Below are 19,299 nucleotides of genomic sequence, written 5' to 3' on the forward strand. Positions count from 1 at the left end.
AGAATCTGAAGGGGAAGAAAAGGAGCAGGCAAATGGCAGTATTTTGCAGCAACTGCGGCAAGTCACTTGGCGACGAGGCGCGTTTCTGTTCGGGATGTGGGCGACCGATCTATGCCACTCAGCCGCCTGTATTTGTGCAGACTCGGCTGATCCGTCCCCGTGAAGGACGCATGGTTGCCGGAGTGTGCCAGGGACTGGCAAACAATTATCACTGGGACGTGGTCTGGGTGCGTGTCATCACCGTGCTGGCGACCATCTTTTCCAGCGGAGCCGGGCTGATTGCTTACATCGTCTTCTGGCTGGTTATGCCGGAAGAACCGCTTGCGTTGCCACCTGTCACCACCTACACGCAGACAAACGGCAGCTAGTCTGTGTTTTATCGCTCCGGCGGTACAAAACTTTTCGCAGAAACCGTGGGTGAGGGGCAGGAGATCATCCTGCTCCACCCCACACCGGTGCATCATGCCTTCTGGCTGCCGGTAGCCGAGATGCTTGCTCAGCACTACCGTGTCATCCTGCCCGATCTACGCGGCCATGGCCAATCCGAAGCCGGAGAAGGCCCCATCACGGTAGAAAAAATCGCGGAAGATATTGAGCGCCTGATGAATGAGCTTGAGATCGGCAAAGCCATGTTTGCCGGATGCTCTGTCGGAGGCTACACACTCTACGAATTATGGCGGCGCATGCCCCAGCGCATCAGCGCGCTGGCCTTTTGCAGCAGCAGGCCGCAGGGTGATGCTGATGCCAACCGCGCAAAACGGCAGGAGTGGATCGAGATCATCCGCCAGCGCGGCGCCGGAGATTTTTTCGAGATCATGTTGAACAGCCTTATCGGGCCGACAGCGCGCAGCCGCTTCCCGCAGAAAATGAGCGAGGCGCGGGAGTGGATGCAAACCATGCGTCCCGAAGCAGTTATCGCCATGCAGCAGGGTCTCGCCGCCCGTCCTGATTCGGTGGCGACTGCGAGGACTATCCGCGTGCCCACATGCGTAGTGGCAGCAGCCGAAGACAGCGGCAGCACCGTCGAAGATATGAAGCTGCTGACCGAGCAGATTCGCAATGGAGGATACGGAGCAGAGTTCCATGTGCTGCCCGATGCCGGCCATTATGCCCCATGGGAGCAGCCGGAAACCGTTGGCCCGATCCTGCGCCGCTTTTTTGATTCAGTCGTTGGCTGACGGGGAACTTCAACGGGGTCTCCTGCGTACTGAAACCTTGAGGAGTGGCCATGTCACGTCGTTGGCTCTATCTGTGCTTCATCTTTTTGCTGGCAACGGTCTGCGCATCGCGTGCGCATGCGTCTACTGACCGCGTTTCCTTCCTGCACGACATTGTGGTCGACAACGGTGAGGAAGCCGATGACGCCGTATGCTTCCTCTGCTCTATCCGCGTCAACGGGGGCAAGGTGAATGGCGACGCCGTAGCCTTTCTCGGCAGTATTCATCTCGACGGCGAAATCAGCGGTGACGTTGTTTCATTCCTGGGAGAGGTATCACTGCGCGACCAGTCTCACATCGGCGGCGACTGCGTGGTCTTCGGTGGTCCGCTTCGCACAGACGGGCACGCCTCGATCGACGGAAGCCGGGTGAATTTCCCTTTCCTGCTGATCATGATGCCGTTCGTCATACTGGCATTGCTGATTTATGGAATCGTCTCGCTCTTCCGCCGCAGGCGCTACGCCGCTTATCCTATGCCGCCACCGCCCATGCGGTAATACAGCTAGCTGGACTCAAAATGGAAAGATAGTTAGGCTCGAAGCAATACTTCTTTTCATTTTGAGGCCGCTTGATTTCGACACGCCCCTTCGCCTATCCCGCCACTCAATCTCCGCTTGCCTGCGATGGCGTAGCGCTCGATGCGCTGGCTAAAAAGTACGGCACGCCCCTGTACGTCTATTCCGCCAATCAGATTCTTACCCGGCTGCAGCTCTTTCAAAAAGCATTTGAGACCATACCGCATCTCGTCTGCTATTCAGTGAAGGCCAACTCTGCGCTGGCTATTCTTAAGCTGCTCGACGCACATGGAGCAGGCTTTGACATCGTCTCCTGCGGCGAGCTGGAGCGTATTCTGCGCGTCAACCGCAAGGCTGCGCAGCGCGTCGTATTTTCCGGAGTAGGCAAGACCGCCGCTGAAATCGATCTCGCCCTTCGTTCCGGCATCCTCATCTTCAACGTGGAAAGCGCAGGCGAGCTCGACCTGCTGGCCGAGCGCACGAGCAAGCTGCGCAAACGCGCCCGCATCGCTCTGCGCGTCAATCCCGATGTTTTCGCCGAAACGCACCCATATATTTCTACAGGTCTGCGCGAGCACAAATTTGGAATCGATATTCGCCAGGCACGCACCGTTTATAAGACAGCCGCGAAGCAAAAATATCTCGATCCCGCCGGAGTCAGCGTGCACATCGGCTCGCAGATTCGCAGCACCGACCCTTTCGGCGCGGCAGCCGAAAGAGTGGCGCAACTTGTGCTTGATCTACGCAAGGATGGTCTGCCAATCAACTCCGTAGATGTAGGCGGCGGCCTTGGCATCGAATATCACAGCGATCACACTTTCGAACCCGAAGCAAAGATGCAGCAGTATGCTGACGCTCTGCTGAAGGCGCTCGGTCCCATCGAAGGACTTCAATTGCTGCTCGAACCGGGCCGCTTCATCGTGGCCCAGGCAGGTGCGCTGCTCACACGCGTTCTCTATGTAAAGAAAAACGGCGAGAAGACTTTCGTTGTAACCGACGCAGCCATGAACGATCTCATTCGTCCGGCGCTCTATCAGGCCTACCACGACATCGTTCCCGTAGTTCGCCGCAAAGGTGCTCGCAAAAAAGCCGTCGACGTGGTGGGACCGGTTTGCGAAACGGGAGATTTCTTCGCTCGCGACAGGGAACTGCCCGAACTGAAACCCGGAGAACTCGTCGCCATCCTCGACACCGGAGCCTACGGCCTTTCGCTCAGCTCAAACTACAATTCGCGTCCGCGACCGGCAGAAGTGCTGGTCGAAGGCAAACGCGCTCGTCTCATCCGTCGCCGCGAGACGATAGATGATCTGCTTGCAGCAGAGAAAATGTAGCCGGCGTCTTCCGCAAAGAAAGGATCTGTCTATTCGCCGCGCTCTGAATGACAATGCAGTGAGATTCTTCTGGAATTACTTCACGCCCTTCGCCGGATTCCAGGAGCCTTGTTCCTTGCGAATGTAGACAATCTGCCCGACGTGATAAGCGTTATGCGCGCCGATATGCGCAATCAGGGAAGCGTTGGCCGCGATTTTCTGGTCATCGGCTGCTTCCACGGCTTTCTCCCATTCGGTGAGCACTTCATCGAGCTGCTTGACCAGCTCCGGCCAGCTTTTGCTGTCAAAGCTGTTGAAAGTCTCATCGTTATTGCCGCTGAATTTTGGTAGGGGCTTGTCTTCAAATTGAGCCAGCGAATGCCGGTCCCAGAAAATCAGGTGCGCCGTCAGTTGTCCGATAGAGTGATTGTCTTTCCCGCTCTTCCAGCTTGCCTGTTCTGGCGTGATGCCCTCTACCGCAAGATTCGCTGGCGCAAACCAGTCCTCCTGGTTATGCGTCGTGCGTAGCTGTTCCAATAGCACTCCCTTCAGCGTTGTAGGTTTCGGGCTTGGCTGATTCTGGGCATAAGCACCGGATGCAAGCAACGCGGCAAGCAGACAGACGGCATATTTCATTTTGAACAGGTCTCCTCGAAAAATATCCTGCGCAAGCGTAGCTCCGAAAATAACAATCCTGCGGGTCTTCCGGTAAGGCGTTTGCGTACTGGGATAAGTAGTAGTTTTTCGTCTACAATCCGGTGGTCAGACCAGATAGTTCAAAAAAACATTGAAATACAGGAAGGATTTCCAAGGAATGCGGGTAATGCTCAAAAGTGCCGTGTGTGTGGCTCTGGCTGCTGCCAGCGCCGCTCTATTCGCTGCGGATGGACCAACAGTAAAAACCGACAAGGGAAAGGTGCAGGGCGCTGTAAGCACCGATGGACTGATACGCATCTTCAAAGGCATTCCCTATGCCGCGCCGCCCATCGGGCTGCTGCGCTGGACGCCTCCACAACCCGCGGCCAAGTGGCATGGCACGAAAGAGGCCACAGGCTTCGGCTCGCGCTGCATGCAGCTGCCAGTTTATGACGATATGGTCTTTCGCGATCCCGGCATAAGCGAGGACTGCCTGACCCTGAACGTCTGGACGCCGGCCAAAGACAAGAAGGCAAAGCTCCCGGTCATGGTCTGGATTTACGGCGGCGGTTTTGCCGGAGGCACCACCTCCGAGCCGCGCCAGGACGGCGAAAATCTCGCCCACAAAGGTGTAATCGTCGTATCCATGAACTACCGCCTCGGTATCTTCGGCTTCTTCGTGCATCCTGAATTGACCGCCGAATCGCCCCATCATGCCTCCGGCAATTACGGCCTCATGGACCAGACCGCCGCTCTTCGGTGGGTTCACCAGAACATCAAAAATTTCGGCGGCGATCCGAATAACGTGACCCTCTTCGGTGAGTCTGCCGGTTCCTTCTCGGTCAGCGCACAAATGGCTTCGCCGCTGGCGCAGGGCCTATTCGTTCGAGCTATCGGCGAGAGTGGCGGAGCTTTCAGCACGACGTTGCCTTTCGGGTCGCGTGAAGAACGCGAGCAGAGTGACCAGGAGGCCGTGGGAAAAAGTCTCGGCACAACTAAGCTCGCTGACCTGCGCGCCATGACCTCCGCACAGATCATAAAAGCGGCTATGCCGCAGGCCGACGGCAGCCGCGTTCGCTTTGGCCCCGACGTCGACGGATACTTTCTGCCGGAAAGCGTTCCCGCCATCTATGCGGCAGGTAAGCAGGCGCATCTTCCTTTAATCGCTGGATGGAACGCCGACGAAGGCGGAATTCCGCAGAAAACGCTCACCGTAGCTGAATTTCACGAAACGGCACAGAAGGATTTTGGCGACCAGGCCGACAAATTCGTCTCAGCCTACGGCGTCACCACTGACGACGAAGCCCTTGCCGCCGCCAAAGATTACGCCGGTGCCCGATTCATCGCCTATTCCACCTGGAAATGGCTTGACGCGCATGTAGCTACCGGAGGCCAGCCCGTCTACCGCTATCACTTTGAGCTGCCGTCGCCGGGAGACAAATTCCACACCGCTGGTACCACCTTCCATTCCGACGATATCGAGTATGTCTTCGGCAATCTTGATTCGCGGCAGGGCATGGTCGTCCGTCCTGAAGACCGCAAGATGTCGGAGATTATGCAGACCTACTGGACGAACTTCGCCAAAACCGGCGATCCGAACGGCGGCGAATTGCCAAAGTGGCCAACCTATAACCCGGCGGGCAACTGGCAGGTCATGCACCTGGCCATCCCTCCCGAGGCTCGTCCCGACACTCAGCGTGCCCGCTACGAATTTTTGCAGCAGGCGTGGCAGAAGGCCGGTCAATAGTTGGATATGACCGCAAACAGTAAAGGCTGCGCACAAGCGCAGCCTTTACTCGTATGGCAGAAGATCGGTTAGTTCTGAATCGAATGTGCGGAGGCCAGCGTATTGGTTTCTGCTATCGCAGAAGATTTGGGGCTCGGAGCCTCCAGGCTCTTACCCGCCGTAGTTGGCAGCGCATCCGAATGATCCGGGCCTAGTCCCAGCTTGATAAGAGCGCGAGAGTCGGGAGTAAGCTTGGTTTGCCAGCCGTGGTCGGACTGGAATTTCTGCATCGCGGACTGGGTTTCTGTGTCCCATTGCCCGGTGGGCTCGCCGCTAAGGTAGTTCTGTTTGATTAGGGCTGTCTGGATCTCACGTGCGCGATCGGTATCAATACCGCGCTGACCCTGCACCTTGTGAGATACGGTTTTCTTCTTACTGTGGCCGGATGTCGGCGTGCGATGGCTGCGTCCCGCAAATGCAGGGGTGACCAGCAACGCCGCAGTTAAAAGAGCGGTCTGGCAGGCTCGAACAAAAAGCATGCAGTGAAAACCTCATGGGGGACAAGATAGATCGACCTTTGTGTGAGGTTAAAGGCGATCTCTTTTAATTGCAAGTAAATCCGGCCCCGGCGCCTATTGTTTCTCTAGGCGCCGGGTACCAGTTTGGTACAGGTTCCGTTTACGGCAGCGTACCGCCCAACAGCGTGCCACCATCCTTTGGATGCTGCGGATCGACGATGTTGAAGACCACATCTGAACCGGATTTCAAGCCGGAGACGATGGTGTTGTATTCCGCCTTGTTATGCACCTGCTGCTTGTTAACCGACGTGATAACCATGCCTTCCGTGCCCGTCATGTTGATCTCGTCAGCGAACGAGCCCGGCTTCACGCCCTGGATCAGCACACCGTGCAGCGATGGAGGAGCGTTCGACGGCAGGTCAGTGACCGTGATGCCAAGCCTGCTCTGTGAGGCATCCGTGCCATTGTTCGGTGCGTTTTCTTCCTCATCGCCGCCACTCTGGCCGAGCGCCGCTTCCATTTTGGCGCGGTCAATAATCGATACCGTGGCCGTGGCTTGCTTGCCGTCGCGGAGATAGCCCAGTTCGACCGTGCTTCCCGGCTTGCGTGCCGAGATATCACCCACCAGATCGTCGCCATCCTTTACCGGACGCCCGTTGATCGTAGTGATCACATCGCCCGGCTTCAGACCGGCCTTGTCGGCAGGCATGCCCGGCTGTACACCGCGAACGATAACGCCATTCTTCACGCCATAGACGCGTTGTACCGCGCTCGAAATCGAGGGCTGGAATGTGATTCCAATGGAGCCGCGGACCACCTTATGTTCCGGTCCGATGATGGCGTTATAAACATCCACCACCGTGTTCGACGGCATGGCAAAGCCGATGCCCTGGTACCCGGCTGACTGCGTGAAGATCGCCGTATTCACGCCAACCACCTCGCCCGCCATGTTGACCAGCGGACCGCCGGAATTGCCGGGGTTAATGGCGGCATCCGTCTGGATGAAGTGCTGGAACTGGCCGCGCGCGCCCGGCTCAATGGTACGGTTCTTGGCGGAGACGATGCCGGCTGTGACCGTTCCGGTCTGTCCGAAGGGGCTGCCGATGGCAACTACCCAGTCTCCTACCTGCGCTCCTTCAGAATTGCCCAGCTTGACGGTTGGCAGCGGACGGTCTGCGTCAATCTTGATCACTGCAAGATCGGTCGCCTTATCTACGCCGATCACCTTCGCCGGATGGCCGGGGCCATTGCCATCGGGATCGTTGGCCAGCTTTACATAAATGCGGTCAGCTTTGTCCACGACGTGGTTATTGGTGACAATGTAGCCCTTCGGATCGACGATAAAGCCGGAGCCGAGTGCTTCGTGCGCCTGGTCATCAGGCTGCTGGTCAGGTCCCATGCCGAAGAAGCGGTTGAAAAAGTCCTGCATGCCGCCCTGGCCGCCTTGACCACCCTGACCCTGATCCTGGTTGTCGTCATCGTCGTCGCCCTGGCCGTTATCCGGAGGATTCTGTGGTGCCTGGCGGAAACGCTGGCCTCCGCGCTTGCGTCCCTGCTGCTGTTCCTTGGGTAGCGTCTCGGTGTTGATATTCACGACCGCCGGACCCACTTCTTTGGCAATCTTCGTAAAATCCGTGGACAAATCGCGTGGGGCGGGAACCTTCAGCGGTGCCGCATCCGAGCTGTCTACCTTTGTCTCCTGCCCGCGCACTCCGTGGGCTGCGATGGAGCCAATCAAAATTCCGGCCGAGAGCGTCGTCAGAATCGTAAAAGTAGTCGTAAGACGACGTACGCGAAGCCGTTCAAGCAGCGATTTCATTCGGGTCTAACCTCATGTCTTGGTTGGGAGCTAAAAAAGAACTGCCAGCGCAGCACCTGTCCATATCTCAGTATACCGAGGAACATGAAGCAGATGCCCAGCGGGTGGGCAAGTTTTGCTTTCTCTTCTCATGCAGTTAGACGCAGAAAACGGCCAGCGAGTCACATCCGCTCGCCGCGTCCAGTGTCTATGGAAGTGGAACCGCTTCATGCGCCGTGGGTTGTATGGCATTTGCCAGGAACTCCGTACACCCGATTCCGGCGAGAATCAGCAGCGCACCCGCGGACGCGCGCAGGCTCAGCCGCTCTCCCAGCACTACAAAGGATGTAAGCCACGCAAACACCGGTTCCAGTGCGATGATCAGCGCCGTATGGGTCGCCGGCAGAAACTGTTGTGCCCAGCTCTGCACCGTGAACGCCGCCGCTGTCGCCAGCAGAGCGGCAATCAATAGCGCGATCACCACCCGAGGCGTCCAGTGAATCCAGGGATGTTCAAACAGCGGCCCGCTCATCGCCATGAAGAGCGCGCAAAAGCCGATCTGCAGCATCGCCAGCTGCTTGTAATCAACACGCGGCAGCGTATGCGCCAGCGCCAGAACATGCAGCCCAAATCCAAGCGCGCAACCCAGCGTAAGAATATCGCCCAGGTTCACTGAGCTGAAATCGAACCCCGCGTGCGCCGGCGTAGTCAGCAGAACAATCCCCGCAAATGCCAGCAATGCGCCGGCATATGCATTCCATCGCGGAGCATGCGCTCCCGCGCGCCGCAAAAAAGGAATTGCTGAAAGCAGCGGTACCAAGACAACAACTAATCCTGTAATGAAGGCCGATTTCGAAGGAGTCGTCAGCCGCAACCCGGCCGTCTGAAACTGATAGCCCATCGTCAGGCAGAATCCGACGACGGCGCCACTCACCAGTGCACGCCTCGTCAGGTGTTTCCAGTGCGAACGGTAGACGACGGCAAGACATGAAAATGCCAGCGCCATGCGAATGAAATTGAAGAGCAGCGGGGAAACATCCCGCAGCGCATCTTTTATCAGGACAAAGGTCGCGCCCCAGATAAAAACCACGCTGATGAGCAGTAAGTGAGCACGCAGGGAGCGGGACATGAGGGAAGAGTAGCAGAGCAGAATTCAACAGCTGCGGGCAAATCTGCCAATCGTTGTAGCGGCGTACCTGGTCCGGCGAGAGAACCGGGTGCCCCAGGTTCGCGAAGCTAACCTGGGTCTTTTTCGATCGAATAGCAGGCGCTGTGAAAAATACGAGATGTATCGACAGAGAACCTGCTGCCGATACATCTCATACGATTAGCCGTGACTGAGGTCAGAGATTTTTCTGAATGACATTCAGCAGCGAATGGGGAGGATAGCCATCCTGGGAAAGCTCCCATATCATGATGCCGCCATAGTGCTTGCCTAGCCTGGTCTCCTTCGCCATCGTCGCTTCGCCCACATAGTAAAGGGGTATCCCGCCGTCCAGCGATCCACCGCTCACTACGTCGGTCTGCCATGCATCGGGATAGGCCGCGAGGACTGTACTGTATGTTTCCTCAATGTTGCCGTCGGCGCTCTGCGCAAAGAACGGCACACCGAGCGTCATGCGGTCCCTGGGCACATGCTTCTGTTCTGCGTAATACTGCATGGCTTCTTCGGCATCGGACAAATTCGAGTAATTCATCACATTAACAAAGTCGAACTGGTGAAGCGCTTCGTCGGGCATCGAGTCCTGCAGGTATTCCGCTACAGCAGCTGTGATGACTTTGTCTTGTGGGCGGAATTCATTGACGAGCGCTTTCACGAACGTGGCATAAGGCTCGCCCATATTATTGGGGTCTTCGATATCGAGATCCACACCATCGAGATTGTGCGCCCGAATGTATTTGTTGAGCGATTTCACCAGTGGCTTCGAAAGGCCCGCATTATAAAACTGCAGAATCTGTTGATCGCCGCCACCGCCGCCAATGGAAAGCACGACCTTTACATGATGGGAATGTGCCTTATCGACGAGGGTCTTAATATCTGCATCCGTCTGGCCGAGCGAAAAAGTCATATCGCTGCTCGTGGTGCATGTGCCGTTGCACCACGGAGGCAAACCAAACGCCAGATATAGATGAGTCATCTTTGTGAAGTCCAACGTCTGGGCAAAATCAGCATAGCTCCCGTCATAGTCAGGCAGATAGCCGACCAGCAGCGGTCTATGAGAGGGTCTGTGCCATGAGTCAAACGAGTCCTCACCCTCAGCAGCGTTGATAGCAGGGCTGCCTGCAGAGGTCGATGGGGAAGAAAGAGTGGAGGGGACAGCACCGCTCGACACATGTGCTGTTGCTGATGCGGAATTTGTAGGAGTGGAAAGCATGGTGCGGCCGGTACTACAGCCGCTTATTCCAACAGCGAGAGTCATCATCGCCGCTGTGCATACGGGCCATGATCGTGAAAATGTGAGCTTGCATATAGTGGGGTAGGTGGGCATCGTCAGTTCTCCAAACGCGTGGGGGTTGGATACGTCGGTTCAGTAGTGCCACTTCTCAACGAAGATTCACGGGCTTTGAATCAGCGACATAGTATCCGGAGACAGACTATGTTTGTCAACTTCAATTAGTAAGTTTCTAAGCTTCGAAGACAATCGCTTGTTTTCCGGAATAAAATCCAACCAAAAGATAGAGAATAAGACTACAAAGTCCATCCGATAAAACCGGGTGCCCCAGGTTCGCGAAGCTAACCTGGGGCTTTTCGATTTACAGACCAGAGAACACCAGCAACCTACCGCACCTTGATACCTGAAACATAAACAGTATTTCCACCCACCACAGTCCGCAGCACCTGCGTCTTCAAAATCTCGGCGGGAGCCACTACCGTAATGTCCCGATCGAGCACAACAAAATCGGCGTAGTATCCATTCGCCAGCTTACCCTTTTTGCTTTCGGCAAATTCTGCATACGCCGATCCCTGCGTGTATGCATCAATCGTCTGCCAGATATTCAGCTTCTGCTCTGGATGAAAACTCTGCGTTCCCGCTTCATTCATGCGCGTAATCGATGCGTACACGCCACGAAAAGGAGTGATCGGCTCGACCGGATAATCCGTCCCGAAGGCCAAGGGCACGCCTGCATCGAGAAACGACTTCCATGCATAGGCATATTTTGACCGCTCCGGCCCAAGCCTCTGCTCGGCCCAGTTCATATCGGTCAGCAAATGATTCGGCTGCATCGACGCAATTACACCCAATTGCTTGTAGCGAACAAAATCCGCCGGGTCGACTACCTGTGAATGCTCAATACGATTGCGCGGCACGGTGAGCGTGGCATGCACGACTCTGCGACCGCCGCTGCCTCCATGCATGTGTCCGACCTGCATCGTAGCTTGCAACGGGCCCGCACCTTGTGCAAAGGCAAAAGCATCGAGGGCCATGCTTACTGCACGGTCGCCTATCGCATGAAATCCCATCTGAAAACCACCCTGCGCCCGTTCCACGGCCATCTGGTTCAGCTTCTGCTGGTCATATCGCGGGATACCCGAATTTCCCGGGTCATCGCTATAAGGAGCTTTCATCGCTGCGGTGCGCGAGCCCAGCGAGCCATCCATAAAGCCCTTCAGCATCGTCGTGTGCAGCATCGGATCATCCGCCGGATGCGAAGCGCGATATTGATTCAGTTGATTGACCGTCAAATCGAACGGCATCCATTCGCTGACGCGGACAGGCAATTTGCCCTCACGCTCCAGCTGTTCGTAGACAAGAAAATCCTCATGATCCGAGAAGTCCTGCACCGAAGTCACACCATGCGCCGCAGCATCCGCCAGCGCCAACTCAACACCGCGACGCCTGAGCTTCGGCGTCGGCGGCGGAATATGCTTGTCAACCAGTGCCTGCGCCGTTTCGCGGATGATCCCCGTGGCCTCTCCATTCGAGTCGCGATCAATCTTCCCGCCCTGCGGATCAGGCGTTGCCTTCGTAATTCCGGCCGCAGCAAGCGCAGCCGAATTGGCAATCGCAATATGCCCATCCACTCGCACCAGGAACGCCGGGTGGCCATTCGTAGCCGCATCAAGATCGGCCCTCGTCGGCAGCGTCTTCGAAGCCCACAGCGTGTGGTCCCAGCCGCCGCCGGTAAGCCACGCCCCCGGAGCCGCCGTTTTCGCCGCAGCCTTTACTCGCTCCTGCATCTCTGCCAGCGATTGAGTGCCTGTTACATCTACCGAGAGCTTGATGCGCCCCGCATCGCCCAGATGAGCATGCGCATCGTTGAATCCCGGCATCACGAATGCGCCGCCCAGATCCACCATCTTGGTTGACGATGCCCGAAGCTTCTCCACCTCGGCGTCCGATCCCGCAGCGACCACCACTCCACCGCGAACAGCAATCGCTGAAACCCTTTGTGGCTGCGCCGATTCAAGATCGACACCGGTAAGAATGTTGCCATGGAAATAGATCGCGTCGACAGGAGCCGGCGTCTGCGCGGTCGCACAAACAGAGCCAGCTGAAATCAACAGTGCAGGGAAGAGAAGTAGAGTTCGTCTCACGAATCGCAGTCTAAGCTATTGCAGCTTGATAACGCGAAAAAACTCAGGCAGTACAGCAGGCCAGCAACAGAAGCAGAATCCGCCGCAGCCCCAACTCGCGTCCGCGAGCATCGTACCACTCGCCGCGCGTATGAATTCCGCCACCATCGCCACCCGCCCCCATGGAGAGCGCAGGCACGCCCAGAGATAACGGAATATTCGCGTCCGTCGACGCAATCCGCGGTTCCGTGCGAATCCCAAGGTGCCGGTCGACCGCCCGCAGATTTTCAAAAACTACAGCCTGTTCCGATAAAGCTCCGGCGGGCCGGTCGCCAATCGTCTCAACCGTGAACCGCAGAGCATGCTCTCGCGGTGCCTGCCTGTTCGCGTCGATGACCGCATCTTCTACTGCGCGGTGAATCTCCACCTCCAGCCGGATCAACTGCTCCGCATCCGTGGACCGCGCATCGAAACGTGCCGCAGCTCGTTCCGGAATCGCATTCACGGAAGTCCCACCCTCAATCGTCCCCACATTCAGCGTCGTGCGAGGCTTCGTGCTCAGCGTGAACTCGCCAAGCCGCGCAATTGCCCGGCTCAACACCACCACCGGATTCGGCCGCGCCGCATCCGTCCACGAATGGCCTCCCGGCCCGGTAATAGTCACCAGATACCGTCGGCTTCCCAATGCATGCGTCACCGCAACTTCATGCCCCGCGCCATCCAGCACCACGTGCGCGGCCACGCGCTCGCGCCACGGAGCCTGCTGGTAAAGGTGCCGCATGCCCCGCAGGTTGCCTTCACCTTCTTCGCCCACGTTGCCGATAAAGATCAAGTCGCGCGCCGGGCGAATCTGCGCCTGTCGCATCGCCGCCGCAATCGCCAGCAACGCCACCACACCCGCTCCGTTATCGCATGCGCCGGGAGCTGCCAGCCGCGAGCCGGTCAGCTGCGGAACAATCGGTGTCTCGGCTGGAAAGACAGTATCGATATGCGCGGAAAGCAATACGCAGCGATCTTCCGCTTCGCCATCGCCGCGATAGATGCCGATAGCATTGCCAATTCCATCGAGCCGCACATCTTCAAGTCCCAGGTCGCGAAACTTCTCGCTCAGCCACTCCGCCCTTGGCCTCTCGCCAAACGGGGGAGCAGCCACCGCCACCAGCTCCTGCTGCCAGCCCATAATCTGCTGTTCATGCAAATGCAGCCAGCCAAAGGCCTCATGCACCCGGCGAAACGCGGCAATCTGCCCGATGCGGGCAAACGCCGTAGCCGAAAATGCAGGTAAACCCGTGACAGCCATACGATTCAGCCTAGCATTTGCACTAATAATCCACCGAAACCAGAAACAATCCCCGAGCCGGAGCCGTAGCGCCCGCCGCCGTCCGCGACCGCGATTCCATAATCGTCTTCATCGATCCGGCGGCCACATGTCCACGCCCCACATCCAGAAAAGTCCCCACCAGATTCCGCACCATGTGGTGCAGAAATCCCGAGCCATGCACCCGATACACCAGCAGCTCGCCTGCCTCTTCCCATGAAGAAGCAAAAATCGTTCTCACCGTCGAAGCCCGCTCTTCCGAACTCATGCCACGCTGCGCCAGGTCAGGATCGTTCGCCGCAAACGAGACAAAATCATGTTCGCCTATTACCTCCGCAGCCGCTTCCCGCATCGCCGCCACATTCAGCGGCCAGTTCAGCGCATACACGTATCGCGATAACCACGGCGGGCAGATCTCCCCGCGAAAAATCCGGTACTCATACCGTTTGCCCACGGCGCTGTGCCGGGCGTGAAATTCCAGCGGAACCCTGACCGCCTCCAATACTCGAACCGAAGCAGGAAGCGCACGATTCAGCGCTCTTAGGAAATTCCCCTCCGGTATGGCTGCGGCCAGTGCAAAACTCGCTACCTGGCCCAGCGCGTGAACCCCGGCATCCGTCCGTCCGCTGCCCTGCGGCAGCATGCGTTCTCCGGTAATGCGTTCAATAGCCCCTGCTAGTGTCCCTTGAACGGTGATTCGGCCCGGTTGCACCTGCCAGCCGCAATAGTCTGTCCCGTCGTAGGTCAGCACTAATTTCCAGCCCGATTCGCCCTGTTTCCCGGCTTGTTGAAATTCTTCAATCATTTAGAGCGTCCAAGCGCGAGGATAAAACATCCAAAGGCTGCGATATACTCAGCTTTTCCTGTTCAAGGTGGAATTTTGCGTCTGTTTTCTAGGAGATGTCTGTCGAATCCACGGAACGAACGCCGGATGGGGCTCGTATAGACGAAAAAGTAACTCTGAAAGAAGTTACACAAAATGAACCTGCGCGCCGGTAAAAGTACCGGCACGCAAAGAGCGGGCAGAGCTTTGTCTCGAGACTGCTATGCCGCGTCTTTGGAATGATCGCTCAAGAGTCTTAGATGGAGAGGCGAATGGAATTTGTTAGCGAACGCCGCGAAGTATTGAAGCCGAAAGGCGCGTTCTTTTTGAAACTGCGGGCCACCACGGCCATTGCTATGATTCTGGCCAGCACGGCCCCCACCTGGGCCTTAGGCCAGCAGGCGCAGCCTGCACCTGCACAAGGTACGGTCCAGGCAAATCAGCAGCCTGTAGATCCTGCTCTGCAGGGATTGCCGCCGGAGCCTGCGCCGAACTTTACCCAGCCGCTCTACATGCGCCCCACCGGTCGCGATTTTTCCAGGCCACGCGGATATTGGCCGAATCCTATCGAGCCTTATAAGACAACAACAGTCCCGGCGTCCCGATTCACCAATTCCGTCCGGCTCACCGATCTGGTGAAGAACGGCAAGATTTACCTCAGCCTCAGCGACGCAGTCCTGCTGGCTCTTGAGAACAACTTCGACATTGCCATCCAGCGCATCAACCTGGACATTGCCGATACCGACATTTTGCGCGCCCACTCCGGAACTAATCTTCTTCTCGGTGTGAGCAGCGGCATAGTCGCCAACACGTTGGGTGGCTCAGGCCAGACCGTAACCGGCGGCGGTGGTCCCGGTGGAACCAGCACGGCATCGGGCGGCGCAGGAACAGGTGCCGGTGGTCAGGCGCTGACCACGAGCGGTACAGGTCCGGTACCGGAACCACTCGATCCTACCCTGACCGGCACCATCCAGCTCCAGCGGACGACCGTGCCGCAATCGAGCCCGGCATTCACCGGCACCCCGGCGCTGAACCAGAACCAGAACGAATACAACTTCGGCTACAACCAGGGATTCCTCACTGGCACAGACCTGAGCGTAACGTTCAACAACAATTACACGACCACCAACAATGCCTTTACCGCCTACAGCCCTCAGCTGCAATCGGTTTTCAACGCGCAGCTGACCCAGCATCTTTTGCAGGGCTTTGGATGGGGAGTCAATGGCCGATTTATCGCGCAGGCGAAAAACGACCGCCGCATCGCAGATTCGGCCTTCCGTTCGCAGCTGCTCTATACCGTCAATCAGGTGGAGAACATCTACTGGGGCCTGGTGAGCGCCTATGAAGATCTTCAGGCCAAGCAGCGCTCCCTTGAACAATCCTCCCAGCTGCTTTCCGATGACCGCAAACAATTGGAAATTGGAACACTGGCTCCCCTTGATGTCGTGAGCGCCAACAGCGCGGTGGAAACCGACAAGCAGGCGCTTATCACTTCGCAGAGCAACCTGGAATATCAACAGCTCGTCATGAAGCAGGCCATCTCCCGCAGTCTCGATGACCCGACTCTTGCGAATGCTCCGGTCATTCCGACCGATCGCGTAAGTCTGGTCCAGATGCCGGAAGAAAGTCAGTCTGCCGACGATCTGGTCCGCCTGGCCAATGCAAACAGCCCGGCGATTGAGCAGTCCATCATTACGCTCAAGAACGACGAGATCACGCTCAAAGGCGCGAAAAACGGTCTCTTGCCTGTCGTGGATGTCTATGCGTTTTATGGAGCTGCTGCGTTGGGCGGCTCGCAGAATCCGGGATGCGTAAACTTCGGCGCCACCGGCGAAACGTCATGCCCGCCAGGACAATATCCTACGGTCAACTACGGCAACACTTTCCAGAATTTATTCGACAGCAGCGGTCCGAACAAGGGTGTGGGATTCAATATCAGCGTTCCCATCCGCAACCGTTTCGCGCAATCGGTCCAGGCGCGTTCTGAGCTGGAATACCGTCAGGCACAGATGCGTTTGCAGCAGCTTTATGTGCAGACTCGCATGAACGTGGTGAATCAGCAGTTCGCCCTCACCAACGACCGCGCTTCTGTGCAATCGGCAATCGCCACCCGCGACTACGACCAGCAGAGCTTGGATTCCGAGCTGAAGAAGCTGCACCTCGGCGCCTCGACTACGGCTCTGGTGCTGCAACAGCAGCGCGCTCTCGCGATCGCGGAAAATACCGTGATTTCATCGACGGCGAAGTATGCCATTGACCGCGCCCAGCTCTCGCAGATTCTCGCCAGCACACTTGACCGTTACGGCATTAGCCTCGCCGAGGCTGCAACCGGAACGATCACCCAGCAGCCCACGATTCCTGGCCTCGAACCAGCCAAGAAGCTGCCGGAAGTGAATCTCCCGGGTCAACAGCAAAACCTGCAACAGCAGCAGCAACAGCCCGTTCCGGAACCGCAGAACGCACCACATCCACCGCCGATGCCTGAGCAGCCGCCAACAGCACCTGAGCAGCCGCCAACAGCACCTCAGCAGCCGCAATAAGCAGCGGTAAAACGCAAAGAAGGCCCGGTTGATCGCCGGGCCTTTGCTTTTTCCGCTGCAAATAAGAAAATCCGCTCTATCATTCGGAGCGGAGAAATTGCCGGAATGGCAACCTCAGTTATCACCGTAATACGCCCTCGTCCCCTTGCCACCATCGCAGGCGGTGGCCTTCTTGCCGGTCTTCTCGATGGCGCTCACGCCGTCATCTATTACAGCCTTATCTCCGGCATACCGGCACAAAATATCTTCCGCTACATTGCCAGCGGATTGTTCGGCATCCACGCCGCCATCAGCATGGGTTGGCCGGCAGTCGTTCTCGGCGTCCTGCTGCACTTCTCAATAGCGGTCGGAGCAGCCGCCGTCTACTATTTTTTCGCTTTGAAGGTGCCTTTCCTCATTCGCCAGCCTTTCCTTGCGGGCACGATCTTTGGGCTGGGTCTGTATGGCTTTATGTACTACGTGGTCATTCCGCTCTCCGCCGTCCCAAAGAATCCTCATCCGACCTTCTCCTGGGCCAACTTCGCCAGCGAGATATTTGCCCATGTCGTTATGGTCGGTATCCCCATCGCTCTCGTCGCCCGCCATTCTGCCTTGTCAAGCCCCCGCGAGCGGTTATGAGCATCTAATTGGCAGATTCCAGAAGGCTTAACGTCAAAATAAATTTGGCAGATAATTTCGCTGAATTTGCTATTCTGGATATAGGTAGTTTTTAGAAAGAAGCACCGGCGTTCAAGGTGGCGAAAGAGGCATACGCGAATGATGCCCACAGCCTTTGGACCCCTCGCTAAGTGTTTGAAAACACTAGAACGGCCTTAACCATTTTCTTATCAATGACTTAACGGGGGATGATCCCCCCGTAAGCTATTGAAAATAAACGAAATGGCGAAAGTAAGGGGGAGGGGGGTACTACCGCTCCGCCACCTGATCCAGCAGTTCATAAAATTCCGGAAATGAAATTGCCGCAGACTCAGCCCCGTTTATCACCGTATCGCCCGAGGCCTTAAGCGCCGCCACCGAAAAGGCCATCGCAATCCGGTGGTCGCCGCCCGAGTTAATCTCAGCCCCATGCAGAGTCTGGCCGCCCGGAACATCGAGGCCATCCTCGAACTCCTCAACCTCAGCGCCCATGGCGCGCAGGTTTGAAGCGACCAGCGCGATGCGGTCAGATTCCTTCACCCGCAGCTCTTTGGCATCGCGGATGCGTATGCCGTTCTGCGTATAGGGAGCAATCGCTGCCAGCACCGGCAGCTCGTCAATGAGCTGGGCCGAAAGCGCTCCGGAGATCGTCGTGCCGGTCAGCCCAGTGGACGGAGCATTCACCTGCACCGTTCCCACCAGCTCGCCGTTCTTTTCCTCAAGGTTGAGGACGCCAATGTGTGCGCCGAGAGCGGTCAGCACATCGAGCAGCGTCGCTCGCGTCGGATTCAGCCCAAGCGAATCGAAGACCAGGTTCGATCCGGGAAAGAGAGCAGCCGCGCAAAGAAAGAAGGCCGCGGAGGAAATGTCACCCGGAACCGCGGCTTCAATGGCCTGCAGATTCTGGCCACCCGCGATGCTGATCGAATCGGTCGTGCGCTCGATCTGTGCGCCAAAGGCGCGGAGTGCCAGCTCGCCGTGATCGCGAGTGCGTACGGATTCACGAACGACCGTCGTGCCTTCAGCCTGCAGTCCGGCTAAGAGGACAGCAGTCTTCACCTGCGCGCTGGGAACAGACGTGGTGTAGTCGATAGCCTTGAGATTGCCGCCGCGAATCGTCAGCGGTGCATGGCCGTCAGTGAGCGTAATCTCGGCGCCCATCTGCGAGATGGGCTTGCGAACGCGCTCCATCGGCCGCCGGCTCAGCGACTCGTCGCCGATCAGCGTATAAGTATGCGGCGTGGCGGCAAGCAGGCCGGTGAGCATGCGCATCGTCGAGCCGGAGTTGCCGCAGTCAAGCGGGGCAGCCGACGCTTGCAGAGCGCCGGTGCCGACGATCTCGATGATGCCGTCGTCCTTGCGCGTCACGGTGGCACCCACTGCGGCTGAGCAGCCGAGGCTGCTGGCGCAATCGGCTCCGGTCGAGAAGTTGGTCAGCTTCGTCGTCCCCGAAGCCAGCGCGCTCAACAGCGCGTAGCGGTGAGAGATGCTCTTATCCCCCGGCAGGCGGAGACTTCCGGCGATATTCAGCGCAGGCTTAACAATGCGTTCAGTTTTCGTGGCAAGCATTTCTTCTTATCGTAAATGAATCAGACGCGATCTTCCTCCACAGCCGTCATTCTGAGCGCGTAATCCGAGCGAAGAATCCAGATGGAGTTTCGAGCTGTGTAGTCTTCAGACTCTTCTGGCAGTGATGTCAGGTAGATCGGACGTACTTGCTAAGAGGAACAGCGTGGAAAAGTGGGG

Annotated in this window: 17 protein-coding genes; 8 read left to right on the forward strand and 9 right to left on the reverse strand. The window is 57.4% G+C overall.

Annotated features, from left to right (window positions below; translation table 11 throughout):
• The first annotated feature begins 32 nt into the window (after window positions 1–32).
• From GSQ86_RS01070 to lysA, 4 genes are all read left to right on the forward strand, one after another.
• Window positions 33–368 carry a PspC domain-containing protein gene (locus GSQ86_RS01070; protein WP_158748105.1) on the forward strand — a complete coding sequence of 112 codons (336 nt, stop codon included), beginning with the start codon at window positions 33–35 and terminating at the stop codon, window positions 366–368.
• Between the two features lie 3 nt (window positions 369–371).
• A complete protein-coding gene (locus GSQ86_RS01075) occupies window positions 372–1,178 on the forward strand; it encodes an alpha/beta fold hydrolase (protein WP_158748106.1) in 807 nt (268 codons plus the stop codon).
• A gap of 50 nt (window positions 1,179–1,228) precedes the next feature.
• Window positions 1,229–1,714: a hypothetical protein gene (locus GSQ86_RS01080; protein WP_158748107.1), complete on the forward strand. Its 486-nt coding sequence runs from the start codon at window positions 1,229–1,231 to the stop codon at window positions 1,712–1,714.
• A 71-nt stretch (window positions 1,715–1,785) separates the two neighbouring features.
• Window positions 1,786–3,063 carry a diaminopimelate decarboxylase gene (lysA, locus tag GSQ86_RS01085; protein ID WP_158748108.1) on the forward strand — a complete coding sequence of 426 codons (1,278 nt, stop codon included), beginning with the start codon at window positions 1,786–1,788 and terminating at the stop codon, window positions 3,061–3,063.
• A 75-nt stretch (window positions 3,064–3,138) separates the two neighbouring features.
• Here lysA and GSQ86_RS01090 read toward each other — a convergent pair whose 3' ends face one another.
• Window positions 3,139–3,678 (reverse strand): DinB family protein, encoded by a 540-nt coding sequence (locus GSQ86_RS01090; RefSeq protein WP_158748109.1) that lies wholly within the window; start codon window positions 3,676–3,678, stop codon window positions 3,139–3,141.
• A 187-nt stretch (window positions 3,679–3,865) separates the two neighbouring features.
• Between GSQ86_RS01090 and GSQ86_RS01095 the strand changes: the two genes are divergently transcribed.
• Complete coding sequence (locus tag GSQ86_RS01095; protein ID WP_254062055.1) at window positions 3,866–5,425, forward strand: carboxylesterase/lipase family protein; 1,560 nt, start codon at window positions 3,866–3,868, stop codon at window positions 5,423–5,425.
• Window positions 5,426–5,493: 68 nt separating this feature from the next.
• Here the strand turns inward: GSQ86_RS01095 and GSQ86_RS01100 are convergent, their stop codons facing one another.
• The 7 genes from GSQ86_RS01100 to truA form a co-directional block, all read right to left on the reverse strand.
• Window positions 5,494–5,943 (reverse strand): peptidoglycan-binding protein, encoded by a 450-nt coding sequence (locus tag GSQ86_RS01100; RefSeq protein WP_158748111.1) that lies wholly within the window; start codon window positions 5,941–5,943, stop codon window positions 5,494–5,496.
• A gap of 139 nt (window positions 5,944–6,082) precedes the next feature.
• A complete protein-coding gene (locus GSQ86_RS01105; protein WP_158748112.1) occupies window positions 6,083–7,741 on the reverse strand; it encodes a trypsin-like peptidase domain-containing protein in 1,659 nt (552 codons plus the stop codon).
• Between the two features lie 187 nt (window positions 7,742–7,928).
• Window positions 7,929–8,849 (reverse strand): DMT family transporter, encoded by a 921-nt coding sequence (locus tag GSQ86_RS01110; protein WP_158748113.1) that lies wholly within the window; start codon window positions 8,847–8,849, stop codon window positions 7,929–7,931.
• Window positions 8,850–9,063: 214 nt separating this feature from the next.
• Window positions 9,064–10,209: a glycosyl hydrolase family 18 protein gene (locus GSQ86_RS01115; protein WP_158748114.1), complete on the reverse strand. Its 1,146-nt coding sequence runs from the start codon at window positions 10,207–10,209 to the stop codon at window positions 9,064–9,066.
• A gap of 290 nt (window positions 10,210–10,499) precedes the next feature.
• A complete protein-coding gene (locus GSQ86_RS01120; protein WP_254062056.1) occupies window positions 10,500–12,257 on the reverse strand; it encodes an amidohydrolase in 1,758 nt (585 codons plus the stop codon).
• A gap of 43 nt (window positions 12,258–12,300) precedes the next feature.
• Window positions 12,301–13,536, reverse strand: coding sequence for a M20/M25/M40 family metallo-hydrolase (locus tag GSQ86_RS01125; protein WP_158748115.1), 1,236 nt, complete (start codon window positions 13,534–13,536; stop codon window positions 12,301–12,303).
• A gap of 22 nt (window positions 13,537–13,558) precedes the next feature.
• Window positions 13,559–14,359 carry a tRNA pseudouridine(38-40) synthase TruA gene (gene truA, locus GSQ86_RS01130; RefSeq protein ID WP_158748116.1) on the reverse strand — a complete coding sequence of 267 codons (801 nt, stop codon included), beginning with the start codon at window positions 14,357–14,359 and terminating at the stop codon, window positions 13,559–13,561.
• A gap of 594 nt (window positions 14,360–14,953) precedes the next feature.
• Here truA and GSQ86_RS23765 point away from each other — a divergent pair.
• From GSQ86_RS23765 to GSQ86_RS01140, 3 genes are all read left to right on the forward strand, one after another.
• Window positions 14,954–15,016, forward strand: coding sequence for a hypothetical protein (locus tag GSQ86_RS23765; protein WP_371719945.1), 63 nt, complete (start codon window positions 14,954–14,956; stop codon window positions 15,014–15,016).
• 350 nt (window positions 15,017–15,366) lie between these two features.
• Complete coding sequence (locus tag GSQ86_RS01135) at window positions 15,367–16,917, forward strand: TolC family protein (RefSeq protein ID WP_371719947.1); 1,551 nt, start codon at window positions 15,367–15,369, stop codon at window positions 16,915–16,917.
• A gap of 105 nt (window positions 16,918–17,022) precedes the next feature.
• The gene (locus tag GSQ86_RS01140) at window positions 17,023–17,535 is read left to right on the forward strand and encodes a hypothetical protein (RefSeq protein ID WP_158748117.1); all 513 of its coding nucleotides are present in this window, start codon (window positions 17,023–17,025) and stop codon (window positions 17,533–17,535) included.
• A 288-nt stretch (window positions 17,536–17,823) separates the two neighbouring features.
• On the opposite strand, the gene aroA is transcribed toward GSQ86_RS01140, so the two are convergent.
• A complete protein-coding gene (aroA, locus tag GSQ86_RS01145) occupies window positions 17,824–19,122 on the reverse strand; it encodes a 3-phosphoshikimate 1-carboxyvinyltransferase (RefSeq protein WP_158748118.1) in 1,299 nt (432 codons plus the stop codon).
• Window positions 19,123–19,299: the final 177 nt, after the last annotated feature.

It is taken from the genome of Acidobacterium sp. S8 (assembly GCF_009765985.1).
Lineage (GTDB): Bacteria > Acidobacteriota > Terriglobia > Terriglobales > Acidobacteriaceae > Alloacidobacterium.